24 protein-coding genes, 1 tRNA gene and 1 pseudogene are annotated in these 24,501 nt (G+C 61.8%); 16 read left to right on the forward strand and 10 right to left on the reverse strand.

The genetic code is table 11. The features are described 5' to 3' along the window. The first annotated feature begins 28 nt into the window (after positions 1 to 28). Positions 29 to 2,149, forward strand: a complete 2,121-nt coding sequence (locus tag SO156_RS04825) for a sodium-translocating pyrophosphatase (RefSeq protein WP_458146142.1) — start codon at positions 29 to 31, stop codon at positions 2,147 to 2,149. Positions 2,150 to 2,267: 118 nt separating this feature from the next. On the opposite strand, the pseudogene SO156_RS04830 reads toward SO156_RS04825, so the two are convergent. After that, positions 2,268 to 3,019, reverse strand: a pseudogene (locus SO156_RS04830) (Bug family tripartite tricarboxylate transporter substrate binding protein). Positions 3,020 to 3,113: 94 nt separating this feature from the next. Then, the gene (locus SO156_RS04835) at positions 3,114 to 3,590 is read right to left on the reverse strand and encodes an outer membrane protein assembly factor BamE (RefSeq protein ID WP_498534011.1); all 477 of its coding nucleotides are present in this window, start codon (positions 3,588 to 3,590) and stop codon (positions 3,114 to 3,116) included. 98 nt (positions 3,591 to 3,688) lie between these two features. Between SO156_RS04835 and SO156_RS04840 the strand changes: the two genes are divergently transcribed. The 9 genes from SO156_RS04840 to SO156_RS04880 all read left to right on the forward strand — a co-directional run bounded on the left by SO156_RS04840 (position 3,689) and on the right by SO156_RS04880 (position 11,633). Next, positions 3,689 to 4,240 carry a ubiquinol-cytochrome C chaperone family protein gene (locus SO156_RS04840; protein WP_458146144.1) on the forward strand — a complete coding sequence of 184 codons (552 nt, stop codon included), beginning with the start codon at positions 3,689 to 3,691 and terminating at the stop codon, positions 4,238 to 4,240. Next, complete coding sequence (locus tag SO156_RS04845; RefSeq protein WP_458146145.1) at positions 4,237 to 4,806, forward strand: YceD family protein; 570 nt, start codon at positions 4,237 to 4,239, stop codon at positions 4,804 to 4,806. The genes SO156_RS04840 and SO156_RS04845 overlap by 4 nt, the downstream gene beginning before the upstream one ends. A gap of 311 nt (positions 4,807 to 5,117) precedes the next feature. Continuing rightward, entirely contained in the window at positions 5,118 to 6,179 is a 1,062-nt protein-coding gene (plsX, locus tag SO156_RS04850; protein ID WP_498534012.1) for a phosphate acyltransferase PlsX, read from the forward strand. Further along, positions 6,176 to 7,153, forward strand: a complete 978-nt coding sequence (locus SO156_RS04855; protein ID WP_458146147.1) for a beta-ketoacyl-ACP synthase III — start codon at positions 6,176 to 6,178, stop codon at positions 7,151 to 7,153. Before plsX ends, SO156_RS04855 begins: the two co-directional genes overlap by 4 nt. 135 nt (positions 7,154 to 7,288) lie before the next feature. After that, the gene (locus SO156_RS04860) at positions 7,289 to 7,630 is read left to right on the forward strand and encodes an integration host factor subunit alpha (RefSeq protein ID WP_458146148.1); all 342 of its coding nucleotides are present in this window, start codon (positions 7,289 to 7,291) and stop codon (positions 7,628 to 7,630) included. A 26-nt stretch (positions 7,631 to 7,656) separates the two neighbouring features. Then, the gene (locus SO156_RS04865; protein ID WP_458146149.1) at positions 7,657 to 8,235 is read left to right on the forward strand and encodes a MerR family transcriptional regulator; all 579 of its coding nucleotides are present in this window, start codon (positions 7,657 to 7,659) and stop codon (positions 8,233 to 8,235) included. Between the two features lie 109 nt (positions 8,236 to 8,344). Beyond that, positions 8,345 to 8,422: transfer RNA gene (locus SO156_RS04870), tRNA-Pro, on the forward strand. A gap of 295 nt (positions 8,423 to 8,717) precedes the next feature. Next, positions 8,718 to 10,802, forward strand: a complete 2,085-nt coding sequence (locus SO156_RS04875; protein ID WP_498534013.1) for an AAA family ATPase — start codon at positions 8,718 to 8,720, stop codon at positions 10,800 to 10,802. An 87-nt stretch (positions 10,803 to 10,889) separates the two neighbouring features. Then, positions 10,890 to 11,633, forward strand: coding sequence for a hypothetical protein (locus tag SO156_RS04880; RefSeq protein ID WP_498534014.1), 744 nt, complete (start codon positions 10,890 to 10,892; stop codon positions 11,631 to 11,633). A 178-nt stretch (positions 11,634 to 11,811) separates the two neighbouring features. Here SO156_RS04880 and allE read toward each other — a convergent pair whose 3' ends face one another. Further along, positions 11,812 to 12,606 (reverse strand): (S)-ureidoglycine aminohydrolase, encoded by a 795-nt coding sequence (gene allE / locus SO156_RS04885; RefSeq protein WP_498534015.1) that lies wholly within the window; start codon positions 12,604 to 12,606, stop codon positions 11,812 to 11,814. Between the two features lie 293 nt (positions 12,607 to 12,899). Next, positions 12,900 to 13,541 carry a hypothetical protein gene (locus tag SO156_RS04890; protein ID WP_498534055.1) on the reverse strand — a complete coding sequence of 214 codons (642 nt, stop codon included), beginning with the start codon at positions 13,539 to 13,541 and terminating at the stop codon, positions 12,900 to 12,902. A 312-nt stretch (positions 13,542 to 13,853) separates the two neighbouring features. Here SO156_RS04890 and SO156_RS04895 point away from each other — a divergent pair, with 312 nt between their 5' ends. Together SO156_RS04895 and SO156_RS04900 are read left to right on the forward strand one after the other, a co-directional pair. After that, entirely contained in the window at positions 13,854 to 14,024 is a 171-nt protein-coding gene (locus tag SO156_RS04895; protein ID WP_254095647.1) for a hypothetical protein, read from the forward strand. A gap of 100 nt (positions 14,025 to 14,124) precedes the next feature. After that, a complete protein-coding gene (locus SO156_RS04900; RefSeq protein WP_458146153.1) occupies positions 14,125 to 14,367 on the forward strand; it encodes a hypothetical protein in 243 nt (80 codons plus the stop codon). A gap of 1,060 nt (positions 14,368 to 15,427) precedes the next feature. Here the strand turns inward: SO156_RS04900 and SO156_RS04905 are convergent. Continuing rightward, positions 15,428 to 15,667 (reverse strand): hypothetical protein, encoded by a 240-nt coding sequence (locus SO156_RS04905; RefSeq protein ID WP_449380665.1) that lies wholly within the window; start codon positions 15,665 to 15,667, stop codon positions 15,428 to 15,430. A 483-nt stretch (positions 15,668 to 16,150) separates the two neighbouring features. On the opposite strand from SO156_RS04905, the gene SO156_RS04910 reads away from it, so the two are divergent. After that, entirely contained in the window at positions 16,151 to 17,122 is a 972-nt protein-coding gene (locus SO156_RS04910) for an SDR family NAD(P)-dependent oxidoreductase (RefSeq protein WP_498534016.1), read from the forward strand. A 616-nt stretch (positions 17,123 to 17,738) separates the two neighbouring features. Next, entirely contained in the window at positions 17,739 to 18,848 is a 1,110-nt protein-coding gene (locus SO156_RS04915; RefSeq protein WP_498534017.1) for an alpha/beta hydrolase family protein, read from the forward strand. Between the two features lie 24 nt (positions 18,849 to 18,872). Here SO156_RS04915 and SO156_RS04920 read toward each other — a convergent pair whose 3' ends face one another. Continuing rightward, complete coding sequence (locus SO156_RS04920; RefSeq protein ID WP_458146155.1) at positions 18,873 to 19,379, reverse strand: MarR family winged helix-turn-helix transcriptional regulator; 507 nt, start codon at positions 19,377 to 19,379, stop codon at positions 18,873 to 18,875. Positions 19,380 to 19,789: 410 nt separating this feature from the next. Here SO156_RS04920 and SO156_RS04925 point away from each other — a divergent pair, with 410 nt between their 5' ends. Further along, on the forward strand, positions 19,790 to 21,274 hold the full coding sequence (locus SO156_RS04925; protein WP_498534018.1) for a porin: 1,485 nt from the start codon (positions 19,790 to 19,792) through the stop codon (positions 21,272 to 21,274). On the opposite strand, the gene SO156_RS04930 is transcribed toward SO156_RS04925, so the two are convergent. The 4 genes from SO156_RS04930 to SO156_RS04945 all read right to left on the reverse strand — a co-directional run bounded on the left by SO156_RS04930 (position 21,271) and on the right by SO156_RS04945 (position 23,518). Beyond that, complete coding sequence (locus SO156_RS04930) at positions 21,271 to 21,459, reverse strand: hypothetical protein (protein WP_498534019.1); 189 nt, start codon at positions 21,457 to 21,459, stop codon at positions 21,271 to 21,273. The two genes, SO156_RS04925 and SO156_RS04930, sit on opposite strands and share 4 nt — an antisense overlap. A gap of 164 nt (positions 21,460 to 21,623) precedes the next feature. Continuing rightward, the gene (locus SO156_RS04935) at positions 21,624 to 22,115 is read right to left on the reverse strand and encodes a GcrA family cell cycle regulator (RefSeq protein WP_498534020.1); all 492 of its coding nucleotides are present in this window, start codon (positions 22,113 to 22,115) and stop codon (positions 21,624 to 21,626) included. A 66-nt stretch (positions 22,116 to 22,181) separates the two neighbouring features. Continuing rightward, positions 22,182 to 22,379 carry a hypothetical protein gene (locus SO156_RS04940; protein WP_007603456.1) on the reverse strand — a complete coding sequence of 66 codons (198 nt, stop codon included), beginning with the start codon at positions 22,377 to 22,379 and terminating at the stop codon, positions 22,182 to 22,184. 197 nt (positions 22,380 to 22,576) lie between these two features. Then, positions 22,577 to 23,518: an acetamidase/formamidase family protein gene (locus SO156_RS04945; RefSeq protein WP_498534021.1), complete on the reverse strand. Its 942-nt coding sequence runs from the start codon at positions 23,516 to 23,518 to the stop codon at positions 22,577 to 22,579. Positions 23,519 to 23,710: 192 nt separating this feature from the next. On the opposite strand from SO156_RS04945, the gene SO156_RS04950 reads away from it, so the two are divergent. After that, positions 23,711 to 24,478: a YdcF family protein gene (locus tag SO156_RS04950; RefSeq protein WP_498534056.1), complete on the forward strand. Its 768-nt coding sequence runs from the start codon at positions 23,711 to 23,713 to the stop codon at positions 24,476 to 24,478. Positions 24,479 to 24,501: the final 23 nt, after the last annotated feature.

The raw sequence follows: 24,501 nt of genomic DNA on the forward strand, positions 1-24,501 counted from the left end.
TACATCAAGGATCTGAGGCAAAATTCACATGACAGCATTATGGTTGATAGTGCTCTGCGGAGTGCTCTCTGTCGTCTACGCGATCTGGGCGACGTCTTCGGTGTTGGGTGCGGATGCGGGCTCGCCTCGCATGCAGGAAATCGCCGGAGCGGTCCGTGAGGGCGCGCAGGCCTATCTGCGACGCCAGTACACGACGATCGGCATCGTCGGCATCGTCATCTTCGTGCTGCTCGCCTATTTCCTGGGTATCTACGTCGGCGTCGGCTTTGCCATCGGCGCCATCCTGTCGGGGGCGGCCGGCTTCATCGGCATGAATGTCTCGGTCCGCGCCAATGTGCGCACCGCCCAGGCTGCGACGACGTCGCTGGCCGGCGGTCTCGAGCTCGCCTTCAAGGCGGGCGCCATCACCGGCCTTCTGGTGGCGGGCCTCGCGCTCCTCGGCGTGACCCTCTACTTCGGCTTCCTGACCTATTCGTTGAAGCTTGCACCTGACAGCCGCACCGTCGTCGACGCCATGGTCGCGCTCGGCTTCGGCGCCTCGCTGATCTCGATCTTCGCCCGTCTCGGCGGCGGCATCTTCACCAAGGGTGCGGACGTCGGCGGCGACCTCGTCGGCAAGGTCGAGGCCGGCATTCCCGAGGACGATCCGCGCAACCCGGCGACGATCGCCGACAACGTCGGTGACAACGTCGGCGACTGCGCCGGCATGGCCGCCGACCTGTTCGAGACCTATGCGGTGACTGCGGTCGCCACCATGGTTCTGGCGGCGATCTTCTTCGCCAAGACGCCGATCCTCGCCAGCATGATGACGCTGCCGCTCGCGATCGGCGGCATCTGCATCATCACCTCGATCATCGGCACCTTCTTCGTGAAGCTCGGGCCGAGCCAGTCGATCATGGGTGCGCTCTACAAGGGCCTGATCGCGACCGGCGTCCTGTCGCTGATCGGCATCGCCGGCGTGATCTACTACCTGATCGGCTTCGGCAAGCTCGAGGGCGTCGACTACACCGGCGCAGCTCTGTTCGAATGCGGCGTGGTCGGCCTCGTCGTGACCGCGCTGATCATCTGGATCACCGAGTACTACACCGGCACCGACTATCGGCCGGTGAAGTCGATCGCCCAGGCCTCGGTGACGGGCCACGGCACCAACGTGATCCAGGGTCTCGCGGTCTCGATGGAAGCAACCGCGCTGCCCGCGATCGTCATCATCGCCGGCATCCTCGTCACCTACAGCCTTGCCGGCCTGTTCGGCATCGCGATCGCGACCGCCACCATGCTGGCGCTCGCCGGCATGGTCGTCGCGCTCGACGCCTTCGGCCCGGTGACCGACAACGCCGGCGGCATCGCTGAGATGGCGGGTCTGCCCAAGGAGGTGCGCAAGTCGACCGATGCGCTCGACGCGGTCGGCAACACCACCAAGGCGGTAACCAAGGGCTACGCGATCGGCTCCGCCGGTCTCGGCGCCCTGGTGCTGTTCGCGGCCTATAACCAGGACCTCAAGTTCTTCGTTGCGGGGTCGGCGGAGCACCCCTACTTCGCGGGCGTCAATCCGGACTTCTCGCTGAACAATCCCTACGTGGTGGTGGGGCTGCTGTTTGGTGGTCTGTTGCCGTACCTGTTCGGCGCGATGGGCATGACCGCTGTGGGCCGTGCGGCCGGCGCGATCGTGGAAGAGGTGCGTCGCCAGTTCCGCGAGAAGCCGGGGATCATGCAGGGCACCGACAAGCCGGACTACGGCAAGGCGGTCGACTTGCTGACCAAGGCGGCGATCAAGGAGATGATCATCCCGTCGCTGCTGCCGGTGCTCTCGCCGATCGTGGTCTACTTCCTGATCTATGCGATCGCGGGAGGCGGCGCGGCCGGCAAGTCGGCAGCGTTCTCGGCGGTCGGCGCCATGCTGCTCGGCGTGATCGTGACCGGCCTGTTCGTCGCGATTTCGATGACCTCGGGCGGCGGCGCCTGGGACAACGCCAAGAAGTACATCGAGGACGGCCATTTCGGCGGCAAGGGCTCCGACGCCCACAAGTCCGCCGTGACCGGCGACACCGTTGGCGACCCCTACAAGGACACGGCCGGCCCCGCGGTCAACCCGATGATCAAGATCACCAACATCGTGGCGCTGCTGCTGCTGGCGATCCTCGCCCACTGAGCGGTGTCAGCCACCGCATGAACAAAACCCCGCGGCACAAGCCGCGGGGTTTTTGTTTGAGCTTGTCACGTCATTCCGGGTTCGATGCTTCGCATCGCCCCGGAATGACGCTGCGCGCCTACTGCACATCCATCTGCAAGCCTTCCTTCGCGATGATGCCTGCAAACTTCTTCGTTTCGGCATCGACGAAGTTTGGCAAGCTCAGGGGCGCTGTCGCGCATGGTCGGAAGGCTGGGTGCGAGCTCGCTGCGCTCCGGCGTGGTGACGCAGAGCCCGTTGAGCGCGCCGTTCTGCACCTGCGGCAGGCTCGGATAGAGATTGTCGAACAGGATCTGGATGTCGCCGGCGAGCGCGGCCTGGAGCGCGGGGCCGGCGCCGCGGAACGGGATGTGCGTCATCTTCAGCCCGGTGAGCTGGAGAAACCAGGCGCCGGTGAGGTGAGGGCTCTGGCCGACGCCGGAGGAGGCGTAGCTGAAATTGTCCGGATTGGCCTTGAGGAAGTCGATCAGCTCTCCGATCGACTTGATGCCGGTCTTCGGATGCGCCGAGACGATGTTCGGGATCCGGATCATGTTGGAGACCGCCTGGAGCTGGTCGGCCTTGTAGCTGAGGTTCTTGAAGATGCTGTAGGCGATCGCGTTGGGGCCGGGATTGCCGATCAGGATGGTGTGGCCATCCGCTTTTGCGCGTGCAGCTTCGGCGGTGCCGACCCATGACGTCGGTCGAGCCGCCGGCAGCAGCCGGCACGATGATGCGGATGTTCTCGGTGGGCTTCCAGTCCGCAAGGCTCGTGCGCGGCAGGATCGGCGCCGTCGACAGGGCTGCCGCGCCGGTAAGCACGCGCCGGCGGGAAAAGGATGTCCTGGTCACGAATCCGCTCCCTGCTTCTTGTTTTGCAGGGAGCGTAGGGAACGCTGGGCACAACCGCACGCAACGTGGAGCGGCACGACGCCGCAACCTGACCTCAGTTGAAGCTGAGCAGCTTGAACAGTGGCGTGAGGTAGTTGAGCTCCTGGCCCGAGGTCGGCGTGGTGCGGCTGATGAAGTCGAAAATCTTGCCGTCCTGCATGCCGTAGTTGGCAAGCCGGCGTACGCGCCGGTTCTTGTCGAAGTAGATCGCGATGACGCGCTGGTCGACCACGCTCTGGTTCATGAAGGCGACGGGACGCTCAGAGCGCTGGGAGATGTAGTAGAACACCTCGCCGTCGAGAGTTGCGACGGTGGAGGGCGTGCCCATCACGATCAACACCTGATCCTGGCTTGCGCCGAGCGGAATCTGCTCGAGCGCACCGGGCGGCAGGATGTAGCCCTTTTGGAACTGCTCGCCGGTGCAGGCGGCAAGCGCGATGCTGACGAGCGCCGCGGCGGCGACGGCGCGCCAGCGCGCGTAACGGCTGCGCTCCGTGGCTCCGTGGTAGCTGGTCTGGCTCAAATTGGTCATTCTCGGAACTATCCCGTCCCCTTGCGTCGCGCGAGGCGCTGAAGTACCGGGCAGACGCGGCGAGCGCAACCCGCGCGCGCACGCTTGTGGAACCCACAATGCTCTGGCCGTTCAAACACTTCAGGAAACCCCGGCTAGCCCCGCGCGGCACCATTGAGACCATCTATGGCATGATCGTGACGCAGGCGCGAGAACCCATGTTTTACCGTGACCTGGCCGTCCCGGACACGGTTGACGGCCGATTCGACCTGCTTCTCCTGCATTTGTGGCTCCTGCTGCGCCGGCTGCGGGCAGCTTCCGACGCCACCGAGCTGTCGCAGGCGCTGTTCGACCGCTTTTGCGAGGACATGGACGATAATCTGCGGGAGATGGGCGTCGGGGATCAGACCGTTCCCAAGCGCATGCGGGCCTTTGGAGAGGCCTTTTATGGCCGGGCGCGGGCCTACGACCAGGCCATGGACGAGGGCGGCGAGGCGCTGGCATCGGCGTTCTGCAAGAATATCTTGAATGGGACTGAAAGCGCGCAGGCGCGACGGCTTGCGGCCTATGCCAGGGCCACGGAGGCTGATCTCGCCCGGACCGACCAGGGCGCGCTGCTGCGCGGATCGTTCGCGTTTCCACCGCCGCCAGGGGAGCATGTGGCGCCATGACCAGACCAAATGCCGGACCCGGGACCGATCCGTGGCGCGTGCCGGTGATCGTGGCGCAGATCCCGGACACTGGCCTGCATCGCCAGATCGAGGCATCGAGCCGCGAGCGCGAGGCCATAGCCGAGGTCGCTGGGGTTCGCGAGGTCCTCTCCGCCCAGGCCTCATTCGACGTGTCCCCGAAGAGCGGCGGGCGTGTGCATGTCACCGGCAACGTCCGGGCGCGAATCGGCCAGACCTGCGTGGTGACGCTCGACCCGATCGAGAGCGAAATCGACGAGGAGATCGACCTGATGTTCGCCCCCGAAGCCGAGGCGCGGCGACTGGCTGACCTCATCGAGGAGGGACAGGACAGCGACGACGCGCAGGCTGTCCCGGAGCCGCCGGAGGCGATCATCGCGGGCGTCATCGACCTCGGCCGGCTGGCGACGGACGCCCTCTTTCTGGGCATCGACCCCTATCCGCGTAAGCCGGGTGCGGTGTTCGAAGCGCAGGTGACGGCCCCTGATCCCGAAGATCACCCCTTTGCGGCCTTGAAGGCGCTCCGGGACAAGCCCAAACGCAAATGAGGGCAAATAACTGTGCGGCGCGGGCGGGTTCGCTTTGCGATGTGCATGAATGGTTTGCCTCGTCAGGTTGAAAGATTGCCTCATCGGTTTGATTTCATGGCCATTTTATCGCCAGGGCGGGGCCAATCCCGGGATCGCCCGGGATGTAAAAGGCTGGGGTCAAGAGGTTGTTTCGACGCGGGGAAACGCTATTGTCGCGGCCCGGTCCGGGTGCGTGTGTGGCGCCTGGCCGATCGCTGTTGATGATGGCGAACCCATTTCGCGGCCCCGCGAGTTTCTAGACCGCACGAGACCAGGTTTCCGGGACGTTCATGCCAAGCAAGGTTCGAATTGCGCTTGACGCCATGGGAGGCGACGTCGGCGCCCCCGTCGTCATTCCTGGCGCGGCCATCTCGCTTGCCCGGCATCCCGATATCGAATTCCTGCTGGTTGGTGACCGCGCCAAGATCGAGCCGGAGCTCGGCAAGCACCCCTCGCTGAAAGCCGCCTCGAAGGTGATCCACACCGACGTCGCCGTCAGCGGGGCGGACAAGCCGAGCCAGGCGCTGCGGCGCGGGCGCAAGACCTCATCGATGTGGCTCGCGATCGACGCCGTGAAAAAGGGCGAGGCGGATGTTGCGGTCTCTGCCGGCAACACCGGCGCACTGATGGCGATGTCGCGCTTCCACCTGCGCACGCTGCCCGGCATCGACCGTCCGGCCATTGCCGGGATATGGCCGACCAAGCGTGGCGATTCCGTCGTGCTCGACCTCGGCGCCACCATCGGCGGCGATGCGCACCACCTGGTGTCGCTCGCCGTCATGGGCGCAGCGATGGCAAGCGTCTTGTTCAACAAGCCGCGCCCCACGGTCGGCCTGCTCAATATCGGAACCGAGGAGATCAAGGGCCACGAGGAGATCCGCGAGGCCGGTGAGACGCTGCGCGCGATGAACCTGCCGCAGCTCGACTATATCGGCTTCGTCGAGGGGGACGGCATCGGCAAGGGGGTGGCCGACGTGATCGTCACCGAGGGCTTCAGCGGTAACATCGCGCTCAAGGCGGCCGAGGGAACGGCGCGGCAGATGGCTGAACTGCTCCGCAATGAAATGCAGCGGGGCTGGCTGTCCAAGCTCGGTTATCTCTTCGCGCGCAGCGCTTTCCAGGCCCTGCGTGACAAGATGGACCCGAACAAGTCCAACGGCGGTATGTTCCTTGGATTGAAGGGGCTGGTGGTCAAGAGCCATGGCGGAACCAGCGCCGAAGGCTTTGCCTATGCGATCGATGTTGGCTATGAGATGGTGCATTACGATCTCCTGACCAAGATCAATCAGATGCTCAACCGCGACGGTGGCGCGCTGACTTCAGTGCCGACCGCGCAGGAGGCTGTTTCGTGACTCAAATTCGATCGGTCGTGCTCGGCTGCGGCAGCTATTTGCCGGAGCGTGTCGTGACCAATGCAGAGTTGGCGGCCCGCATCGACACATCGGACGAGTGGATCGTGCAACGCACGGGCATTCGCGAGCGTCACATCGCGGCCGACGACGAGTTCACCTCGCACCTTGCGATCAGGGCGGCGCGCGCAGCGCTCGCGCATGCCCGGCTCGATCCGCAGGCGATCGATCTGATCGTGCTCGCGACCTCGACGCCCGACAACACGTTTCCGGCGACCGCAGTCGCCGTCCAGCACGGGCTCGGCATCAACCATGGCGTGGCATTCGATCTGCAGGCGGTCTGCTCCGGCTTCGTGTTCGCGCTCGCCACTGCCGACAACTTCTTGCGCACGGGCGCCTACAAGCGCGCGCTGGTGATCGGCGCGGAAACCTTCTCGCGTATCCTCGACTGGAACGACCGCGGCACCTGTGTGCTGTTCGGCGACGGCGCCGGCGCCATCGTGCTGGAAGCGCAGACGCAACCGGGCAAGACCTCCGACAGCGGCGTGCTGACCACGCATCTGCGTTCGGACGGCCGCCACAAGGCCAAGCTGTTCGTCGACGGGGGCCCCGGCTCGACCCGGACCGTTGGTCACTTGCGCATGGAAGGCAAGGAGGTGTTCAAGCACGCGGTCGGCATGATCACCGACGTGATCGTCGATGCCTTCAACGCCACCGGCATGACCGCCGAGGACATCAACTGGTTCATCCCGCACCAGGCCAACAAGCGAATCATCGATGCGTCCGCCCACAAGCTGCATATTGCGCCGCAGAAAGTGGTGCTGACCGTCGACAAGCACGGCAACACCTCGGCGGCCTCTATACCGCTGGCGCTGTCGGTCGCGGTGAAGGACGGCCGGGTGAAGAAGGGCGATCTGCTGCTGTTCGAAGCGATGGGCGGCGGCTTCACCTGGGGCTCCGCACTCGTGCGCTGGTAGTAGAGCGCGATCGATAAAATTTTGCCGGGATTACGGGCCATTTTGTCGACTCAAGCTCGGATGAGCGGGTTGACCGTTGTCTCGTAACCTCATAATTTTAGACGACAATTGTTCGCCGTGGTGTGGGGCAGGGCGATGACCGAGACTACTAAAACCGTAACGCGTGTTGATCTCTGCGAGGCCGTCTACCAAAAGGTCGGCCTGTCGCGGACGGAATCGTCTGCCTTCGTGGAACTCGTGTTGAAGGAGATCACCGATTGCCTTGAGCGGGGCGAAACGGTGAAGCTGTCCTCGTTCGGGTCCTTCATGGTGCGTAAGAAGGGTCAGCGTATCGGACGCAATCCGAAGACCGGTACCGAGGTGCCGATCTCGCCGCGCCGGGTGATGGTGTTCAAGCCGTCCGCCATCCTGAAGCAGCGGATCAATTCGCAGCACAAGGCCAACGGCGACGGCACCAAGACTGAACTGGAGGCGTAAAATCGCCTTCCGAAAGGATGAGGCCCTTGGACAAGGCGCCGGATGCGTTTCGCACCATCAGCGAAGTAGCGCAGGACCTCGACATCCCGCAGCACGTGCTGCGGTTCTGGGAGACCCGCTTCTCCCAGATCAAGCCGATGAAGCGCAGCGGCGGCCGCCGCTACTACCGCCCCGACGACGTCGACCTGCTCAAGGGCATCCGCCGGCTGCTTTACGGCGAGGGCTATACCATCCGCGGCGTGCAGCGGATCCTGAAGGAGCACGGCATCAAGTCGGTCCAGGGGCTCGCCGATTCGTCGGCCGCGGTGTCGTTCGGCGCGATCGAGGACGCCATCGGGCAGAGCCTGATGGAGCCCGAGGACGAACCCGAAATCCGTGGCGTCGCCGATACCGACGATGACGACTATCAGGGCGAGGAGGAGGAAGGCATCGATTTCCGCTTCGCCGAGATCGACGACGAGGAAATCCTCACCACCTTCCGCAAGGGCGGAGCCCCCGCAGCCCCCGCTGGCCCGAGCGCCATCGACCGGGAGCGGCTGGGACGGGTGCTCGCCGACCTCGTCGCCTGCCGGGAAATGCTGGATCAGGCGCTGAAGGACGGGTAGGGGCCGCATTCGGCAGGCTTTGCAGGGGGCGGGACCTCGAGGCGAGGACACCAAAATGCTGGGGCCTCGCCTTGCGCAAAGCGGCGATCCTAGCTAATGGAACGACGTTCGGAGCGTGGCGCAGCCCGGTTAGCGCACTAGTCTGGGAGACTAGGGGTCGGAGGTTCAAATCCTCTCGCTCCGACCATTTTTCAAACCATCTGGCGGGCGGACTGATCGCGGGGCGTGGCACGGGCGCCGCCGCCCCTGATGCCTGTGCGACGATGCGGTCGTGACGGCCTCGGTGACCCCGACACAAAATATCGAAAAACAACCCCATGCAAAGTAGGCGGGGTTTGGTCACTAGCGAGCAACTCTGCCTGAGCTACAACTGTGAATAGCTGGGAGAACTAGCGGCGATCGCACTAGTTGCGTGTGCCAGCATGGCAGCCTTAGCTCGTCGATTCGCGCTCGCGCGGTTCGGATCGTGGGAGGAGGAGCGCGTGAAATTAATTCGTTTCAAGGTCAACGATTTTCGTTCGGTTATTGACAGCGGATGGATTGATGTTGAGCGTGTCACGGCACTCATCGGGGTAAACGAGTCTGGCAAGACCAATCTGTTGCTGCCGCTCTGGAAACTGAATCCGGCTCGAGAGGGGGAAATCGTACCGACGTCGGATTATCCGAAGGGATATTTCGGGGCCGTCCGTGAGAACCCCGAAGGCTATGAATTCATCCTAGCTGAGTTTGAGGTCCCACCTGAGTTGGTCACCAAGCTGTCCACGCTGACCGGCGTGGATCCTGCCAAGCTCGACATCGTTCAGGTTGGTCGGAGCTACGGCAATCAGACCTTCGTGAAATTCCCGAAATTCGTTCCGGTGCGAGAAGTCGGCTCTGGCCAACTTGCATCCCTCGTACAAGCGGCGAGGCAAGACATCTCCGCGACTGCGCCTTTACAAAAGGAGGCAACACTACATCTAGCCTTCTTGGCTGCGATCGACGCGGCCGATCAGACAGTCAAATCCAAAGATGAACACGCAGCGCGGGATCTCGCTGGAGTTGTCGCCGCACTTACGGCTGCCCTGCCGGAAACGGTCGCCTCTACGAGCACCATCGTGCCTAGGATGAAACGGCTTATCGAAGATCTCCAGGCTATCGAAGTGCAACTCAAGAAGCCTTCGCCTCACCGCGTAGAAGGGGTGCACAAGCTGATTTGGGGCAACGTTCCGCGCTTCGTCTACTATTCGAACTATGGCAATTTGGACTCAGAAATATATCTCCCTCACGTAGTGGACAATCTGAAGCGTACCGACCTGGGAGCCAAGGAGGCTGCTAAGGCTAGAACCCTGCGTGTCCTGTTCAAGTTCGTTCGGTTGGAGCCAGAAGAGATCTTGGAGTTGGGGCGCGATTTCCAAGTGACAAATCGAAAGCCTACCGAAGAAGAAATTGGCGAAATCGCGACTAAGAAGAGGGAACGCACCATTTTGCTAAACTCCGCAGGCACGGAGTTGACCAAGAAATTTCGCGAGTGGTGGAAGCAGGGTGACTATACCTTCGAATTCCAGGCTGACGGCGATCATTTTCGGATTTGGGTCAGCGACGTGCGTCGCCCTGAAAAGATCGAGCTCGAGGATCGTAGTAGCGGCCTACAATGGTTCTTGAGCTTCTACCTAATCTTCCTAGTGGAGAGTGCCGCCGACCATCGGAATGCGATTCTGCTCTTGGATGAGCCGGGTCTTTCGTTGCATCCCCTAGCGCAACGAGACTTGTCCGCGTTCTTTGAGAATTTGGCGGGCACCAATCAACTCATCTACACGACCCATTCTCCGTTTTTGGTCGATGCCGACATGCTAGACCGTGTCCGCAAAGTCTATGTGGCGGGTGACGGATCGACTAAGGCGTCTTCCGATCTTCGTCGTGGTAGCGAGGATCCGCGTAAGTCGGGAGCGACGTACGCGATCTATTCGGCGCTGAATATGAATGTTGCAGAGAGCATACTCTATGGCTGTCAGCCGGTTATCGTAGAAGGACCATCAGATCAGCATTATCTGACGGCTATGAAGACTATCTTGGTCGCTAAGGGCGAGATTACACCCAAGCGTGAAATTGTTTTCCCGCCATGCCACGGAGCAGGCAACGCTAAGGTGATCGCTAGCATACTGTCGAGCACCGGTGGAAAGCTACCCATTGTACTGTTGGACAGCGATGCGGCGGGCAAGAAGATGGCGCTCGACCTGAAAAACGGCCTGTATCAAGCCGAGAAGGATCGGGTCCTTCAGACGGATGCGTACGCTCCATTTCCTGAGTCGGAAGTGGAGGATTTGATTCCATTCGATTTTATGGTGGATGTCGTTGATCGGTGGGAGCGTAAGGCCGATTTGCCCTTCAGCGACGTTGCAAAAGCCGGAGCGCCAATCATTCCGCAAATTGAAGCCTGGGCCAAAGCACAGTTAATTTCGCTAGCTGAAGGCTGGAAGGTGTCATTGTCGCGCGAGGTGAAGAAGCGTGCGTTGGCCGATTCTTCGAGGATCAATGACAGCGCGATTAAGGGCTGGAAGCAGATGTTCAGCAGTCTGACCACGGATTGAGCTTGGAATTGTTGGTTTTTCGGGCCGTCATGCTGCAACCCTCTCGTCTCGACAGCGGAGCAAACAAGCACCTGGAATTCTCAAGCAATGAACAAGGTCTCGCATTGGCACACTATTCTGTTGGGGCTATGCGCCGGCATATCCCTTTCGTTTTTCACCCTTCCCCTTTGGGTTGTTGCGCTTATCAATTTTGCGCGCGACGGCAATCGTTCGGACTGGCTTGGGTTTCTAGGAGCCATGTTCGGCGCTACAGCAACTCTGACGGCTGCTGCGATGGCACTGTTCGCGGCTTACAGGACACTTTCCCCCGTCAAAGCCCAACTTGATCAACTGATAAAGCAGAACGATCATGTTCTCTACGATCGAATGCGCAAGCGTGCCACGGATCTGAACGACGAGAAAATCTTGATCGAAGAGGTGTGCAGCGGTGCCGAACTTGTTGATCGAAACTTGCGAGAATATCTCACTGGTGGAATTGGGGCGCATTCGGCGTCGGTCCGCTTCGAGGCGGCCGTTGATCGATTGAACAACTTCGCCAACGACATTCAACGAGCGCGAGGCGAAATCTGGGGAGACGCGCGCATTCAGAGCGATCGAAACGCTTTTGTCGATCAAGCTCTCATGGCCGCTACCTTGGTGAGCAGTTGGGTGACGTTCGTGAACACCCAGACACACCTTGCCACCATGCTTATCAATCGCGAGGTGTCGAAATGGCATCAACATCGTCTTGCTATCGCAGAACTTGGCGCTCGGCTTCACTCAAGCTCTGAACTTGAAATGCGGCGCACCGGGCATGTCATTTCCGAGCTTGAGGGGAGACTCTTCGTGTAGTGGGCCGCCCCTCCGACACGTGAGGTCCACGCCACGGCGGCGGCCGATCTCGCCGATGCTGATGATCTCGAATTGCTGGCCCTGGTAGAACTACGGTGACAGTGCACTAATTGTCCTTCGCCTCGCACATGGCCGGACGAGAGTTAGGGGCTGGACTGCACCGTAATTTTGATGCGCGTCAGAAGGTGACGTCGCGATTAACATCCTTGTACAGGAGATAGGCGGCTTTGCTCCACCCCGTCGGGTAGAAGAGCTGCGGGCAATACGGGCCCATCCAGATGAAGTCGCTGGTCCAGGTCTCGTGCCAGTCGGCACCGAGGAGATACATGCCCTGGCCTTCCAGCATGTAAAGGCCATGCTCCATGATGTGTGTCTCGACATCTGGAAAATGTGCTCCCGGCTGGAAGCTCAGGATGTTCATCTCCATGTCAAACCGTAAGTCGTTGAAGCCGAGCAAGTGCTCCCAGGTACGACCTTCCGTGCCATTGTGGTTGATACATTCCACGTTTTTCCTGTGCGACACGATCGGATCTGGCTGCGGCAGGTCTATTGCCTCGTAAGGCTTCCAGAGACCGATGACCTGCGCCTGGTTCGCTCCGGCGTTCCGAAGCGAAAACCGTGTGTGCGGCGGCAGATAGGCATAGCCCTCCGGGCCAAGTTCGATCTGTGCCGCGTCATTCACGGAAAGCAGTACCGTGCCGCCGATGACGTAGAAGAAGCGCTGGAGTCGATCGCCGATCGGCGCGCGCGTGCCGCCACCGACCTCGATCTCGAGCATCGCCTGTGCGAATTTTGCTCCGAGTGCCGGCGCTGCCTGAAAACGGACGATCGTCTTTTCATATGCGGGCAGATAGCTGTCCATGATGCCTTCAGGCGGCATGAAGGCATAGTTGCGGCGCACGACGCTGCGCGTATGGCCGAAGGCGCCGGGCGGCAAGCGGCCAGACGGAATGGTCATCGAATTCGGGTGCATAGGACAGCCTCACAATCAGCGGAAGTGCGGCCGCGACGATATCTCGACCTGATCACCATCGGGCATGACAAGATTACGCGGGTGAACGGACCGGCCGCAATCCTCCGGCATCCACGATGCTCAGATACTGTCGAATATAGGCCTATGATGATGATTGGTGCCGATCACTTCGAATTGCGGTCGGACGAGAATTGGGTGTCACCGTAATTTTTTGCCGTGTCGTCCGGCGTGGAAACGGAGAGAGTTGAGTGCACTGTCACCGAATACAATTTTGGTTGGCGCTTGACGCGTCTTCAGCTTTCCGGGGCTGAAACTGTGGCTGGCGTAGTCAGGGGCGCTCCTCCAACTGAAACGGGCCCTAAAGATTTCGACTGCCGAGCCATCCGTTTGCGCATCGCCAGTCGATCACGAGCGCGCCCTCTTGGGATGGAAGAGGTTATTTCCGACATCATGGCACTTTGCAGCGAGTCGACCTTCGCGATCAGCGTAGAAAGCTGCGCCGATATCTTCTTCACATCGACCCGTTCGTCCGTGATGCTCTGTCGCAGAGAGCCGAGGATAGCTGAATCCTGCTGCTGCAGAGCTGCATTTTGCTGTAATGAGTGATTGTTCTCCTGCAGCGAGGCGGCATGTTGCTGCTGGGCCGACTGAATATCCTTCAAAGCAGCGACAACCGGATCCGGTTTTGGCGCGGAAGATTCCCAACGCGGAAGCAGTTGAGCCAAGCTGCTGACATTCGGTGACGGAAAATCAAACGGCAGTGTATAGATGGCCGCCGCGCCATTGATGGCCAAGGCACACGCGGACAGTGCCAGAACCGATTTCCGGCTGGACCGCTTGATCAGTACCGGAGCTTCTGGGGCTGCGACCGCGAGTGCTGCGGGGCCGAGTTGCTCGGCGAGGCCTTGTGTTTCGGATGTCGTGGTCACGTGCATTGAACCCAAATGAGCAAGCAATAGCAAGCCGTCGGCGGAACGTCCTCACGACGCCTGCGCAGCCCCGATCTACAACTGCCCAAAATTGTGGGCTTTTCGGATTAATTCCGCGTTAGCGACGTGGCCGCCTGGCATGCCCAGCCCCCCGGCCGATTACGGGGCAGTGCGATCGAATTGCCGGCGTGTCCCGGTTCCCGCCGAAGCAAGGTGTTGTGCTCCCCTGAGGATTGGGGCAGCCTGCTTCGAAGCGCGACAAAAGTTGCAGACAGCTCACGCCAAAAGTGTAGGATTCGGCAAAACGGGAGGAGCGGCATGTTTGAAATCAGCGGTTTCGACACGGCAGGCATCGTCAGCCTCAAGCGGCTGTCACTCACCGCCGCTCTCAAGAAAGCCAAAGAGCTTGTCGAGGATGGGTGCTGGGACGTTCAGATTGTTGATCCAGATGGCCGGGTATACACCTCGCTTGAGGAACAGGCCGCTTAGCCACCCGCCTGCCTCAACTCCCTCGCGTCATGCCGTTGCCAATCAACTCCATTGGGCGCACGCTGTCCCGGCGCATTAGACGCACCGCAGGGAGAGACACATGAAGGAACCGGGCCTGGACGGTCGCCATCGGGACAAGGATGGCGCGATCAGCAAGAAGCACGGCAACACGCTGGTCGGTACGTTACGCAAGATCTACGGCAAGGGTTTTGCGGCCGGTTATCCGGATGCGACCCAGCTCAGCGAGGTCCTGCTTCAGTTGAACGAGACGTCGCTGAGCCAGTTGCGTCGTGACCACGACACCGGGCATTTGGGACACAAGATCGACCAAGCCTCGAAGTGACGGACTTCGCGCCGCCAAACTCATCTCGTCGAAATAACTCCGCCGACACGGAATTGCGGTGACAGTGCTAGACGCCCAACTGCCCTCGACCACGGTCGGGGAGGGAGAAGGGACCATATGCTCCTCCGCCTTCCTGCCCAGCCTTCGAGCCGCCCGACGAAAAATCCTTCGGGAAGAAACAACGGCGTTGTGGATCTGAAAGAATCGATCGACATCGGTAAGCCCATTCGAAAAAGCGTCTAACCAAGTCGCTTTCATCGACGAGGTTCCTGATCAGTGCGGAAACATGCTCGGTTCGGAGCGCTCGACGATCCGCAGCACGCTCTTGCAGGCCGGACATTCATACGATCGAATTTCGTATCGTCCGGCGGCTGGTTCGCTGCGGACGAATGTGCGCGGCTGGTCGCACACGGTGCAACGTGGCCCTTCGAAATATCGATTGCGGTTCATCGCAGAACCCAAATCGTGGCGTCAGGAATGGAAAGGGCCGCCCGCAATATACCGGGCGGCCACCGAGTCCAATATCAAGCGGCTGATCTCAGCCCCGGTCCAGGTATCCTAATCGCGACGCGACCTACCAACGGTTCGGTACCCGACGTTCCCTAAGGGAACACCGTGCGAGTTGCATCTCAGTCACACCACTCATCGCAGGTCGTTCTCGGGCGGCCAGTTTCCCCAACGGACGACCGTCGGCATTGGCCTGCCAAGCGGTGGTCCGTCACCTCATGAATGACGGTCGGACCGGTGGCGGGCTATCCGCCATGGAACCGCGTGGCGCGCGCAGGCACCTCCAGCACCATTGGAGCAAGGTTTAGATCGGCTTCGATCGGTGTTCTGCTTTCGCCGGTCGCATGATGTAACTTGCAACCGTACCAGAACGCGTGAGATTTCAATCGCCGGATAACAGTTTAATTTCCGAAACAATCAAATGCTTGTCTTCGCTTTGGCAGACAAGGGGGCGGAGGTTGAGATCCTCCCGCTCCGACCATTCAGAACGTTTGACGAGAGATCGGCAGAAGCCGGTCCTCCGGGCGTTTCCTCCCCATTTTCGGGGTGGGCCTTAGGCGTGGCCCTTGATCTCGTAGTGACCTGGCACACACTTGTAGCGTTCGATGCGCCAGTTGACGTGGTAGATCGGGTGCTCGCCCATCCATTTTGCGAGTTCGGCCTGCGCGCCGACCGCACACTGCATGAGCGAGATTTCAGGCGTCATATTGCTGTCGGTGACGATTTCCTCGACGCAACCGCCTGAGGCTGCTGCGCCAAGCCGGCAGAGCACGGCCACGACGGTAATAAACATGCATTTCACCTCTCTGGTTGTTACTCGCCATGAGGAGATGCAAGTGGAGTGCCACGCCGTGTGTCGATCGCGACACGATGGCTTGAAGACTTAACCCCCAGCTTTCGCCCCATGTGACGATTCGGATTGTAAAAAGATTCCCCTCAATCCGAAGCCGGACAAATACGGGGAAGGGGCTGCTATGAACCATCTTATAGGCTACGTCGCCGCTCACCCGCTTCGTCGCTGTGCAGCCGGTTGGTTTGAACGCGGTGAAAGCCGACAATCGTGGTCGTGAAGACTTGCGTGGTCGTGCAAACCTGGCCGCGCGCCGATGTCCGGGCGGCGGAATAATCGTCCGCCGAAATTCGCCGTCGTCGTGACGTAGCGCCCGGCCTGCTTTACCGCAGGCGCGGCGCTGCTACACTTTGCAGCGGCCCCATGCATTGCCCGTGAAGGCCAACAAGACCAACAACCAGACCAATAACGAGGGGGGCCGAGCCCATGAAGGACTTTTCCGGAAAGATCGCCGTCGTCACCGGCGGAGGAACGGGGATGGGACGCGAGCTGGCGCGCCAGCTCGTGGCCGAGGGCTGCAACGTGGCGATGTGCGATGTCTCGGAAGCCGAGATGGCCGAGACCAAGCGGCTGTGCGAGGCCGAGAAGCTGCCGCAGGGCCTGCGCGTCACCACCCACGTCGCCGACGTCGCGATCGAGGATCATCTCAAGCGGTTTCGCGACGAGCTCGCCGAGCAGCAGAAGACAGACCGGATCCATCTGCTGTTCAACAATGCCGGCATCGGCGGCGGCGGCAGCCTGTTCACCAATACGCGCGAGCAGTGGGAGCGCACCTTCAACATCTGCTGGGGCGGGGTTTATCTCGGCGTGCGCACCTTCCTGCCGATGCTGGTTGCGGCCGACGAGGCGCACATCATCAACACCGCGAGCGTCAACGGCTTCTGGGCCTCGATCGGCATGGGGCAGGCGCACACCGCCTACAGCTCGGCAAAATTCGCGGTGAAGGGGTTTACCGAGGCGCTGATCAACGATCTCCGCCTGCACGCGCCGCACGTCAAATGCTCGGTCGTGATGCCCGGTCACATCGGCACCTCGATCGTTTCCAACTCACGCAAGGTGCAGAGCGGGGACGGCTCCGAGCGCCTCAATGCCGACGAGGTCGCGCTGACCCGCAAGCGCATGGTCGCGGCCGGCGTGCCCGATGCCGACAAGATGTCGGACGAGGAAGTCCAGGCCGCGTTTGCCGAGCGCGCCCGCAGCTTTCGCGAGGATGCGCCGACGACCGCCGCGCAGGCCGCGAAGACCATCCTCGACGGCGTCAAGGCCGAGAGGTGGCGCATCCTGGTCGGTGAGGACGCCGTGCGCCTCGATCAGCGCGTGCGCGCGACGCCGGAAGAGGCTTATGAGAGGGCCTTCTACGAGGGCTTTGCCCAGGAGGCCGGCTGGCGGCTGGGGTGAGGGGCGGCGTCAGACCTGAAGTATGGGTAGATCGTAGGGTGGGCAAAGCGACTTGTCCGCCGTAGCTCGGAGAGCGAAGGCGGAAGCGTGCCCACCTTGGCGCCCCGATGCATGGATAGGTGGTGGGCACGGCGCGCGAAGGGCGCGCCTTTGCCCACCCTACGAGCGGCTCGTAGCCCGGATGGAGCGAAGCGCAATCCGGGAATGGGAGCGCGCGTGGCAACCCCGGATTTCGCTTCGCTCCATCCGGGCTACGGGGGATTGATGTTGATGTACGGCTGGCCAGTCGAGCGACGCGCATCCGGGGTTGTGCGCGCGCTGAGGCGATGACGCCGGATTGCGCTTGGCTGCAAATCGCTCGGTCTCCGGCAGCGTCGCGACTCGCTTGCGGGCCAAGCGACCAGGGTCGCGGCAAGTTGACGCAGAACTTTTGCTGCGGCGGTTGCCGATCGCGAAGCACGCAAAGTCACCCACGCATTATCACGCGCTTACTCAAGCGATCTTGATCGCCAGGCATGCCATTGCGGCGTCGTTTCGGCCGCCGGTAGCTTGGTAGCTGGATCAAAATAAGTTATTCGGTCAATTGTTGAAGATAGCAAATGAAGCTTCGTCTCGCATGATCCCCGCCTGCCTTCCCGACGATTGGGCTTTCTGGCCGGAGCGGGAGGACCTGTCCGCCGAATTCATGCGATTGCTCGCGGCCGCCCAGGAGGGCGGGGCGACGATCGCCGAGTGCCTCCTGATCGCGCGACGGATCAGGCGCGGCGACGAACTCTCCTGGCACCGCGAATGGCTGGCGCTTGCGCAGATCAATCGCGAGCGCGGCGACGCGGCGTTCGCCGGCGGCCATCTCGCCACCGCCCAGCGCAACTGGCTTCGCGCCATCAGCTACTGCAATGCAGCCGCACTTCCGCTCGAGCCTGCGGACCCGCGGCGCACCGAGGCGGTCCTGGCAATGCAGGGCTGCGCGCGCAGCTTCCTCAAGGTGAGCAGTCCCGCAGGCGAGGTCGTCACGCTGCCATGGCTGAACGGTCATTCGCTGCAGGGCTACTTCCTGCCGGCGCGTTCGGCGGGCCGGCCGGCAGCGACGGTGGTCTGCATCGGCGAGCCTGGGCATCGCAAGGAGGAATTCCTGATCAAGCTCGCGCCGTTCGCGCGCGAGCGGGGCCTGTCGATGCTGGCGATCGATCTTCTGGGCGAGCGCAGCGACGATGACCTCGACAGGATTTTGCGCCGGCGCGATCTGGAGACGTCGATCACCGCGATCATGGACTATCTGGCCTCGCGCGCCGACGTCGACTTCGGCCGCGTGGCGATCCTGGCGGACGGCTGGGGCTCCTCATTCGTGGCCCGGGCGATTGTGCACGAGCCCCGGCTCGCGGCAGCCGTATGTGACGGCGGGCTGTGGGATCTGCATGAGCGCACCTTCCTCGCCAACCGCATCATGCAGCGCGATGCCGGTCTCGTCCCCGGACCTGAGGCCACCCTGATCGCCCGTGACATCGATTGTCCGGTGCTGATCACGCTCGGCGACGACGGCTGGCTGAAGCCGGACCGCGCGCAGCAGATGGTTCAGCAGGTACGCTCCACGCGGTCGGACGTGACGCTTCGGGTGTTCACCGCCGAGGAGACCGCCGCGGCGCAATCGCATGCCGACAACCCGAGCCTTGCCAACGAGTACATCTTCGACTGGCTGGCGTCGCGGCTCGGTGCACTGCCGGCCTGATGAGGAATCGCTTTAAATAGAGCCTCAGAAATCCAGCGTGACCCTCAGGCAGGCCTTCTCGAGGCGGTTCTTGAGGGTGGCGAGCTTCTCGGTGAACGCGGTCAGCTCGTCCTGGTCGAAATCCTCGAACACGTATTCCCGAATCGCCTTGTACTGCTCGGCGAGGCTTGCGAGGTGCTTCTGCGTCTTGTCGGTGAGCGACAGCCTGACGACGCGTGCGTCGGTCGGCGAGGGCTTGCGGCGCAGCAGGCCCTTCTTTTCCAAGAGCTTCGACTGGGTGGTGATGAAGGACGGATCGACGTGGAGCAGCTTGGACACCACGTTGACGGGAACGCCGTCGTCCTTGTCGAGGTCGGAGATCGCCATCAGGATCATCCATTGCGGACCGGAGATGCCGAGCGTGCGGGCCCAGAACTGGCGCAACTCCTCCAGATAGTTGTTGATCGAGGAGATCTCCCACGTGAAGCACTTGATGATGTCCAGATGTCCGACAGCGCGATGACGCGCCCCGTCCTTTCTCGTCGCGGACACGGCTTCCCTCCCTGGTTTGATTCTTGTCACCGGCGCCATGGCCCGCCCATTGTTGACCGCAAGTCTGCCCTGACGCAAGTGCAGAGCAAGGTAATTATGTCACGCATATTACACAGATGACCCGGTCAGCCTTTGCGGCGGCTGCAGTCGGTGTTGCGCCCGGGTCACAGCATCAGTGTAATCAGATAACTGATCTAATAAACTATTTTGATTAGCGAAGTCGCGCATGCATATTCGCCACCGACGGTTCAGGGGATTCTTCGGCCGTCCCGTTGCAGGTGGTTCGCTCAGGTTGCCCGCGCCAAGGCGCGCGCGTCCGAAGGCGTGAAGCGGCCGAGCGGTTTTCAAAAGGCGGGGATCTGGGGGCTGATGGCCCGCCTCGCCATGAATGAGCAACTTGGAGGTTAAATATGAAATTGGTGAAGAGCCTTTTGCTCGGTTCAGCGGCGGGTCTGATCGCCGTTGGCGGAGCACAGGCAGCCGATCTCCCCGTGAAGGCCAAGGCGGTCGAATACGTGAAGGTCTGCTCCCTGTACGGAGCCGGATTCTACTACATGCCGGGCACTGACACCTGCATCAAGTTCGGCGGTTACCTGCGTGCCGACACGACGGTTGGCGCCGGCGACTATTCCTTCCAGTCGGGCGCGAACCAGGGCTCGAACAATCGTCTGACCAACTACTGGTACAGCCGCGCCCGTATGGACTTCACCGTCGATACCCGCACGGCGACCGAGTACGGCGTTGTGCGCACGTACGCGGACATGGTCTTCACCTGGACGAGCAACTCCTTGACCGGCAGCAACGGGTCGGCGCAAGGGTCCTCGGATGGTAGCGCCTCGCTTGGCCTCTACCATGCGTTCATCCAGTTCGCCGGCTTCACTTTCGGCCGCACGGTCTCGATCTTCGACGCTCCGTGGCAGAGCTATCCGGCTGGCGGTCCCGACACCATTCCGGGCGGCAGCAACAACGTCAACGGCATCAACCAGGTTGCCTATACGGCTGACTTCGGCCAGGGCATCACCGCTTCGGTGGCCTTGCAGGATATGACGACGGCGACAAACGGCCAGTCGAACCTCTGGAACGTGTCGTCGGGTACGGCGGCTCAGTTCGTGACGGGCGTCTACGGTGCCAACGATTGGGGTGGCACGCGTTCTCCCGACATCATCGGTGCGGTCCGCGTCGACCAAGCCTGGGGTCTGGCCCAGTTGTCGGTTGCCGCGCATGACATCCATTCCGCTTACTACGGCAGCACCGAACTCACCGGTCATCCCGGTGACAAGTGGGGCTGGGCGGTTCAGGGTTCGTTGTCGATCAAGAACATCCCGACCGGACCTGGCGACAACATCAACCTGCAGGCCGTCTACACGGATGGCGCGAGCCGCTACAACTTCCAGAGCCTGTTCCCGCAGAGCTTCTTCATGTTCAGCGGCACCGGCCTCGCCGGCGCCTACCAGAGCACTGGTTTCGCTGGCATTGCTGACGGCGTCTTCGGCACCGGCACCGGCATCGACACCGTCAAGACCTGGGGCTTCCGCGGTGGTTACACCCACAACTGGAATCCGAACTGGGCGAGCGCCATCTACGGTGGCTATGCTCAGCTGAGGTACGGCGACACGGGCAAGGCGCTGATCTGCACCAACTTCGCAGCGATCGCCGTGGCCGGTTCGACCTGTAATCCGGACTTCAACTTCGCGGTCATCGGTGTCAACACCGTGTGGACCCCGGTCAAGAACCTGGCGTTCACTGCTGACGTGAACTGGACGCATCTGGACCAGAAGTATTCCGGCGCCATCAACAGCCCGGGCATTGCTTCCGCTGCCAAGCCGGCAGCCGTGTATGAGCTGAAGGACCAGAACTCGGTCAGCATGCTCCTCCGCGCCCAGCGCAACTTCTAAGATCGATCTTTCGACCGATCAGAGAACCCCGGCGGGAAACCGCCGGGGTTTTTTCTTGGTTGGTTTTCTTTTCCATTTTTCTTCTTCGTTTTTCTTCTTAGTTTTTCTTCTTCGTTTTCTTGGCTGCTTTGTTGGTGGCCTGCCTTGGCAGAGCAGGCCTTACGCGAAACGCGAAGGAGTGCCATGCAATTCTTTCGCACTCAAATTTATTTACTTAGCTGATTTACTCAGCTATATTCTCGCTCAGCCGACAAGTTGAACTGACGGCTCCTGGCTTCATGCTAGGCCTCCAAGACCTCCGGCAGTGCCCTGCCGGAGGTTTTTATTTTTGCGGTGGCTGCGAGCGCAGTCAGTCGCGCATGAGACGTGCGCGTCCGTTCGGCCGGTAGGCGAGGCGCGCATGGCCCGTGCAGTAGGACTGGCCGTCGGGCGAGGCGTTGCCGCAGAAGCAGAAGTCATCCGCGCCCGGTGTCGAGATCGGCCAGCGGCAGCGGTTCTCCGACAATTCGAGCAGCGAGCAGCGGTTGGCCTCGTCGATGGGTGCATGCGCGAGCGGCGTCTCGTCCTCGCCATGGATCGTGTTGAGCATCTCATATTGCAGCCTGCGAAGGGTCCGCAGGGCCCGCGCGGTGCTTTTTTCCGCGCTCCGCTCCTCCCGCTTGGGACCCCGCGTCAGGTTAAGGCGGCTGAGCTTGCCGATGACGGCATTGCGGCTGACGCCGATATCAGCGGCGATCTCGCGGCAGGACAGGCCGGCGTGAAAATGGCTTTTCAGTAGTTCGATGCGCTCAACGGTCCAGGTTGCAGCGGACGTTGGCGAGGTCGGTGAAGCAGCAGGCATGTTGTGATGGTCCCAGGTTGCAAATCGACCACCCCGTCCGAAATCGTCCGCGTTGCGCTCCGTTCCTCACGTCCTGCCATTGTCGCGAATCGACAAAAGTCCGTCCTTGATGGCGAGACGGATGCCTTCTTCGATCAAGGTCCGTGCGACGCCGGGAACGCTGGTGCCGTGGGTGCCCTGTCTCACCAGTTTTTCGAGATACGTGATGGTCGAGAGCGCCAAGGTTACGGGAATGCGGTCAGTCTCGGCTTTTTCGGTGGCCATGACGCAAACGCTAGCCTCTTACTCGGGTACATAAAAGTAACGATTAAGACTCTATTTAGAAACGAGGAGGAGTCAAATCCGGATCGAGTCGGTGTCCGAGGCTATTGGAATCGCTGGAGAAATTCCGAGCGCCGACGCGCCGCGCGGTTTTCACCAGCGACGGAGGTCGGGCTGCGAGGGAGGAAAGGCGGCGTGAGCTAGCCGTGCACGAGCGATTTCTCGATCACGCAATGGATGCCCTTTGAGCCGTTGACGGTCTGCGTCACCCGCAGATCCGCAGCCAGGCTGCACAGCGTATAGGCGTCCTCGCGCGACAGGTTTCGCTTCTCGCCCAGGAGCGCGATCATGTCGCGCAGCGCGCGCACCACGCATTGGTCGAGGTCCGGGTCCATCGCCATGGTCATGTAGTGCGAGGCGGTCTCGGCGCGCGGGTAGGCGAGCTTCATGTCCTTGCGCAGCGTGAGACGGAAGCGGCCTTGCAGCGCGGTCTCGATCGCGGTGACGCAGACCTCGCCATCGCCCTGCACGCCATGGCCGTCGCCACAGGAGAACAGCGCGCCCGGCACGAACACCGGTAAATAAAGCGTGGCGCCCGCACCGAGCTCCTTGTTGTCGAGATTGCCGCCCATCGCGCGCGGGATCAGCGAGGAGATGCGGCCCCAGGCGAGCGGCGGCGCGACGCCCATCACGCCGAAGAACGGCTTGAGCGGCAGGTCGAGGCCCCAGGGCATGCGGCCGACCATCCGCGTCAGATCGAGCGGAATGTTGAGGATGCGCGTCTCATGGAAATCGTCGGGCAGGGTGCCCGAGAGCGGCTTGATCAGATTCCAGCCCCAATCCTGCCGCGGCGTGACGTCGAGGATCTCGACCTCGAGCACATCGCCGGGTTCGGCGCCGTTCACCGCGATCGGGCCGGTGAGGATGTGGCCCGGCAGCATGCGCTCGCTCCTGGCATGAACCTCGAACAGCTCCGGCGGAATATGAAACTGGTTGCGGTCGGGCACTACGTCCGGCCCACCGCTGATGGTGTCGACCGTTACCTCGTCGCCGCTCTCGATGGTGAGGACCGGCTTCAGCTTCGCCTCGAAGAAGCCCCAATGGCAGGTTTCGGGGCTGGATTGCAGGTGGTGACGGGTCATGGGTCTGGTCCGGTTGTTTGCGGTTGTTTTCATCAGGACTCGTCACTGCCGGGCTTGACCCGGCAATCCATCCTCTTTCAAGAAGATTTCTGAAGATGGATCGGCCCGTCAAGGTCCGCGCATCGATAGGCCCGATGATCCCAAAGCGAGGCTCCCCTGTTATTCGTCCTGTCCAAGACGCTCGGCGTCGCGCTGTTGCCGATCAACGTCCTGGTCGAGCTCGGCATTCTCGCGCTCGTTCTGATGACGACGCGCTTTGCGCGAGCCGGCCGCAGGCTTGCGGTGGCCGTGCTGGTCCTGCTGGCGCTCGCGGCGTTCTCGCCGCTCGGCGAGCTCCTGCTCTATCCCCTCGAGTCGCGCTTTCCGCAGTGGGATGCCTCGCGCGGCGCGCCCGACGGCATCATCGTGCTCGGCGGCTCCGTCGACACCGACCTGTCGTCGGCGCACCAGACGCCGGTCGTCGCCCATGCCGCCGATCGCATGCTGGCGCCGGCCGCGCTCGCACGGCGCTACCCGAATGCGCGCATCGTCTTCACCGGCGGGAATGCCAATCTGATCTCCACCGAAGCCAAGGAGGCCGACTACTCCGCGCCGATCCTGGAAAATCTCGGCATCGCCAAGGAACGCCTGATCGTGGAACGCAACTCGCGCAACACCTATGAGAACGCGATGTTCACGAAAGAGCTGGTCGCGCCGAAACGAGGGGAGCGCTGGCTTCTCGTAACCTCGGCGTTCCACATGCCGCGCTCGGTCGGGATTTTCCGCAAGGCCGGTTTTGACGTCGAGGCCTATCCCGTGGATTGGCGAATGGGTGGGCGCGAGGACCTCTTCACGTTCACCAATATGGGTACCGATGGGCTCGTCCGAACCGACATCGCCGTACGCGAATGGATCGGGCTCGTCGCCTACCGCCTGATGGGCCGCACCGGCGAGTTGCTTCCCGGGCCCGCCAAGGACTAGAACGGGGACATAAAAATCGTTGC

It is taken from the genome of Bradyrhizobium sp. UFLA05-125 (genome assembly GCF_059803515.1).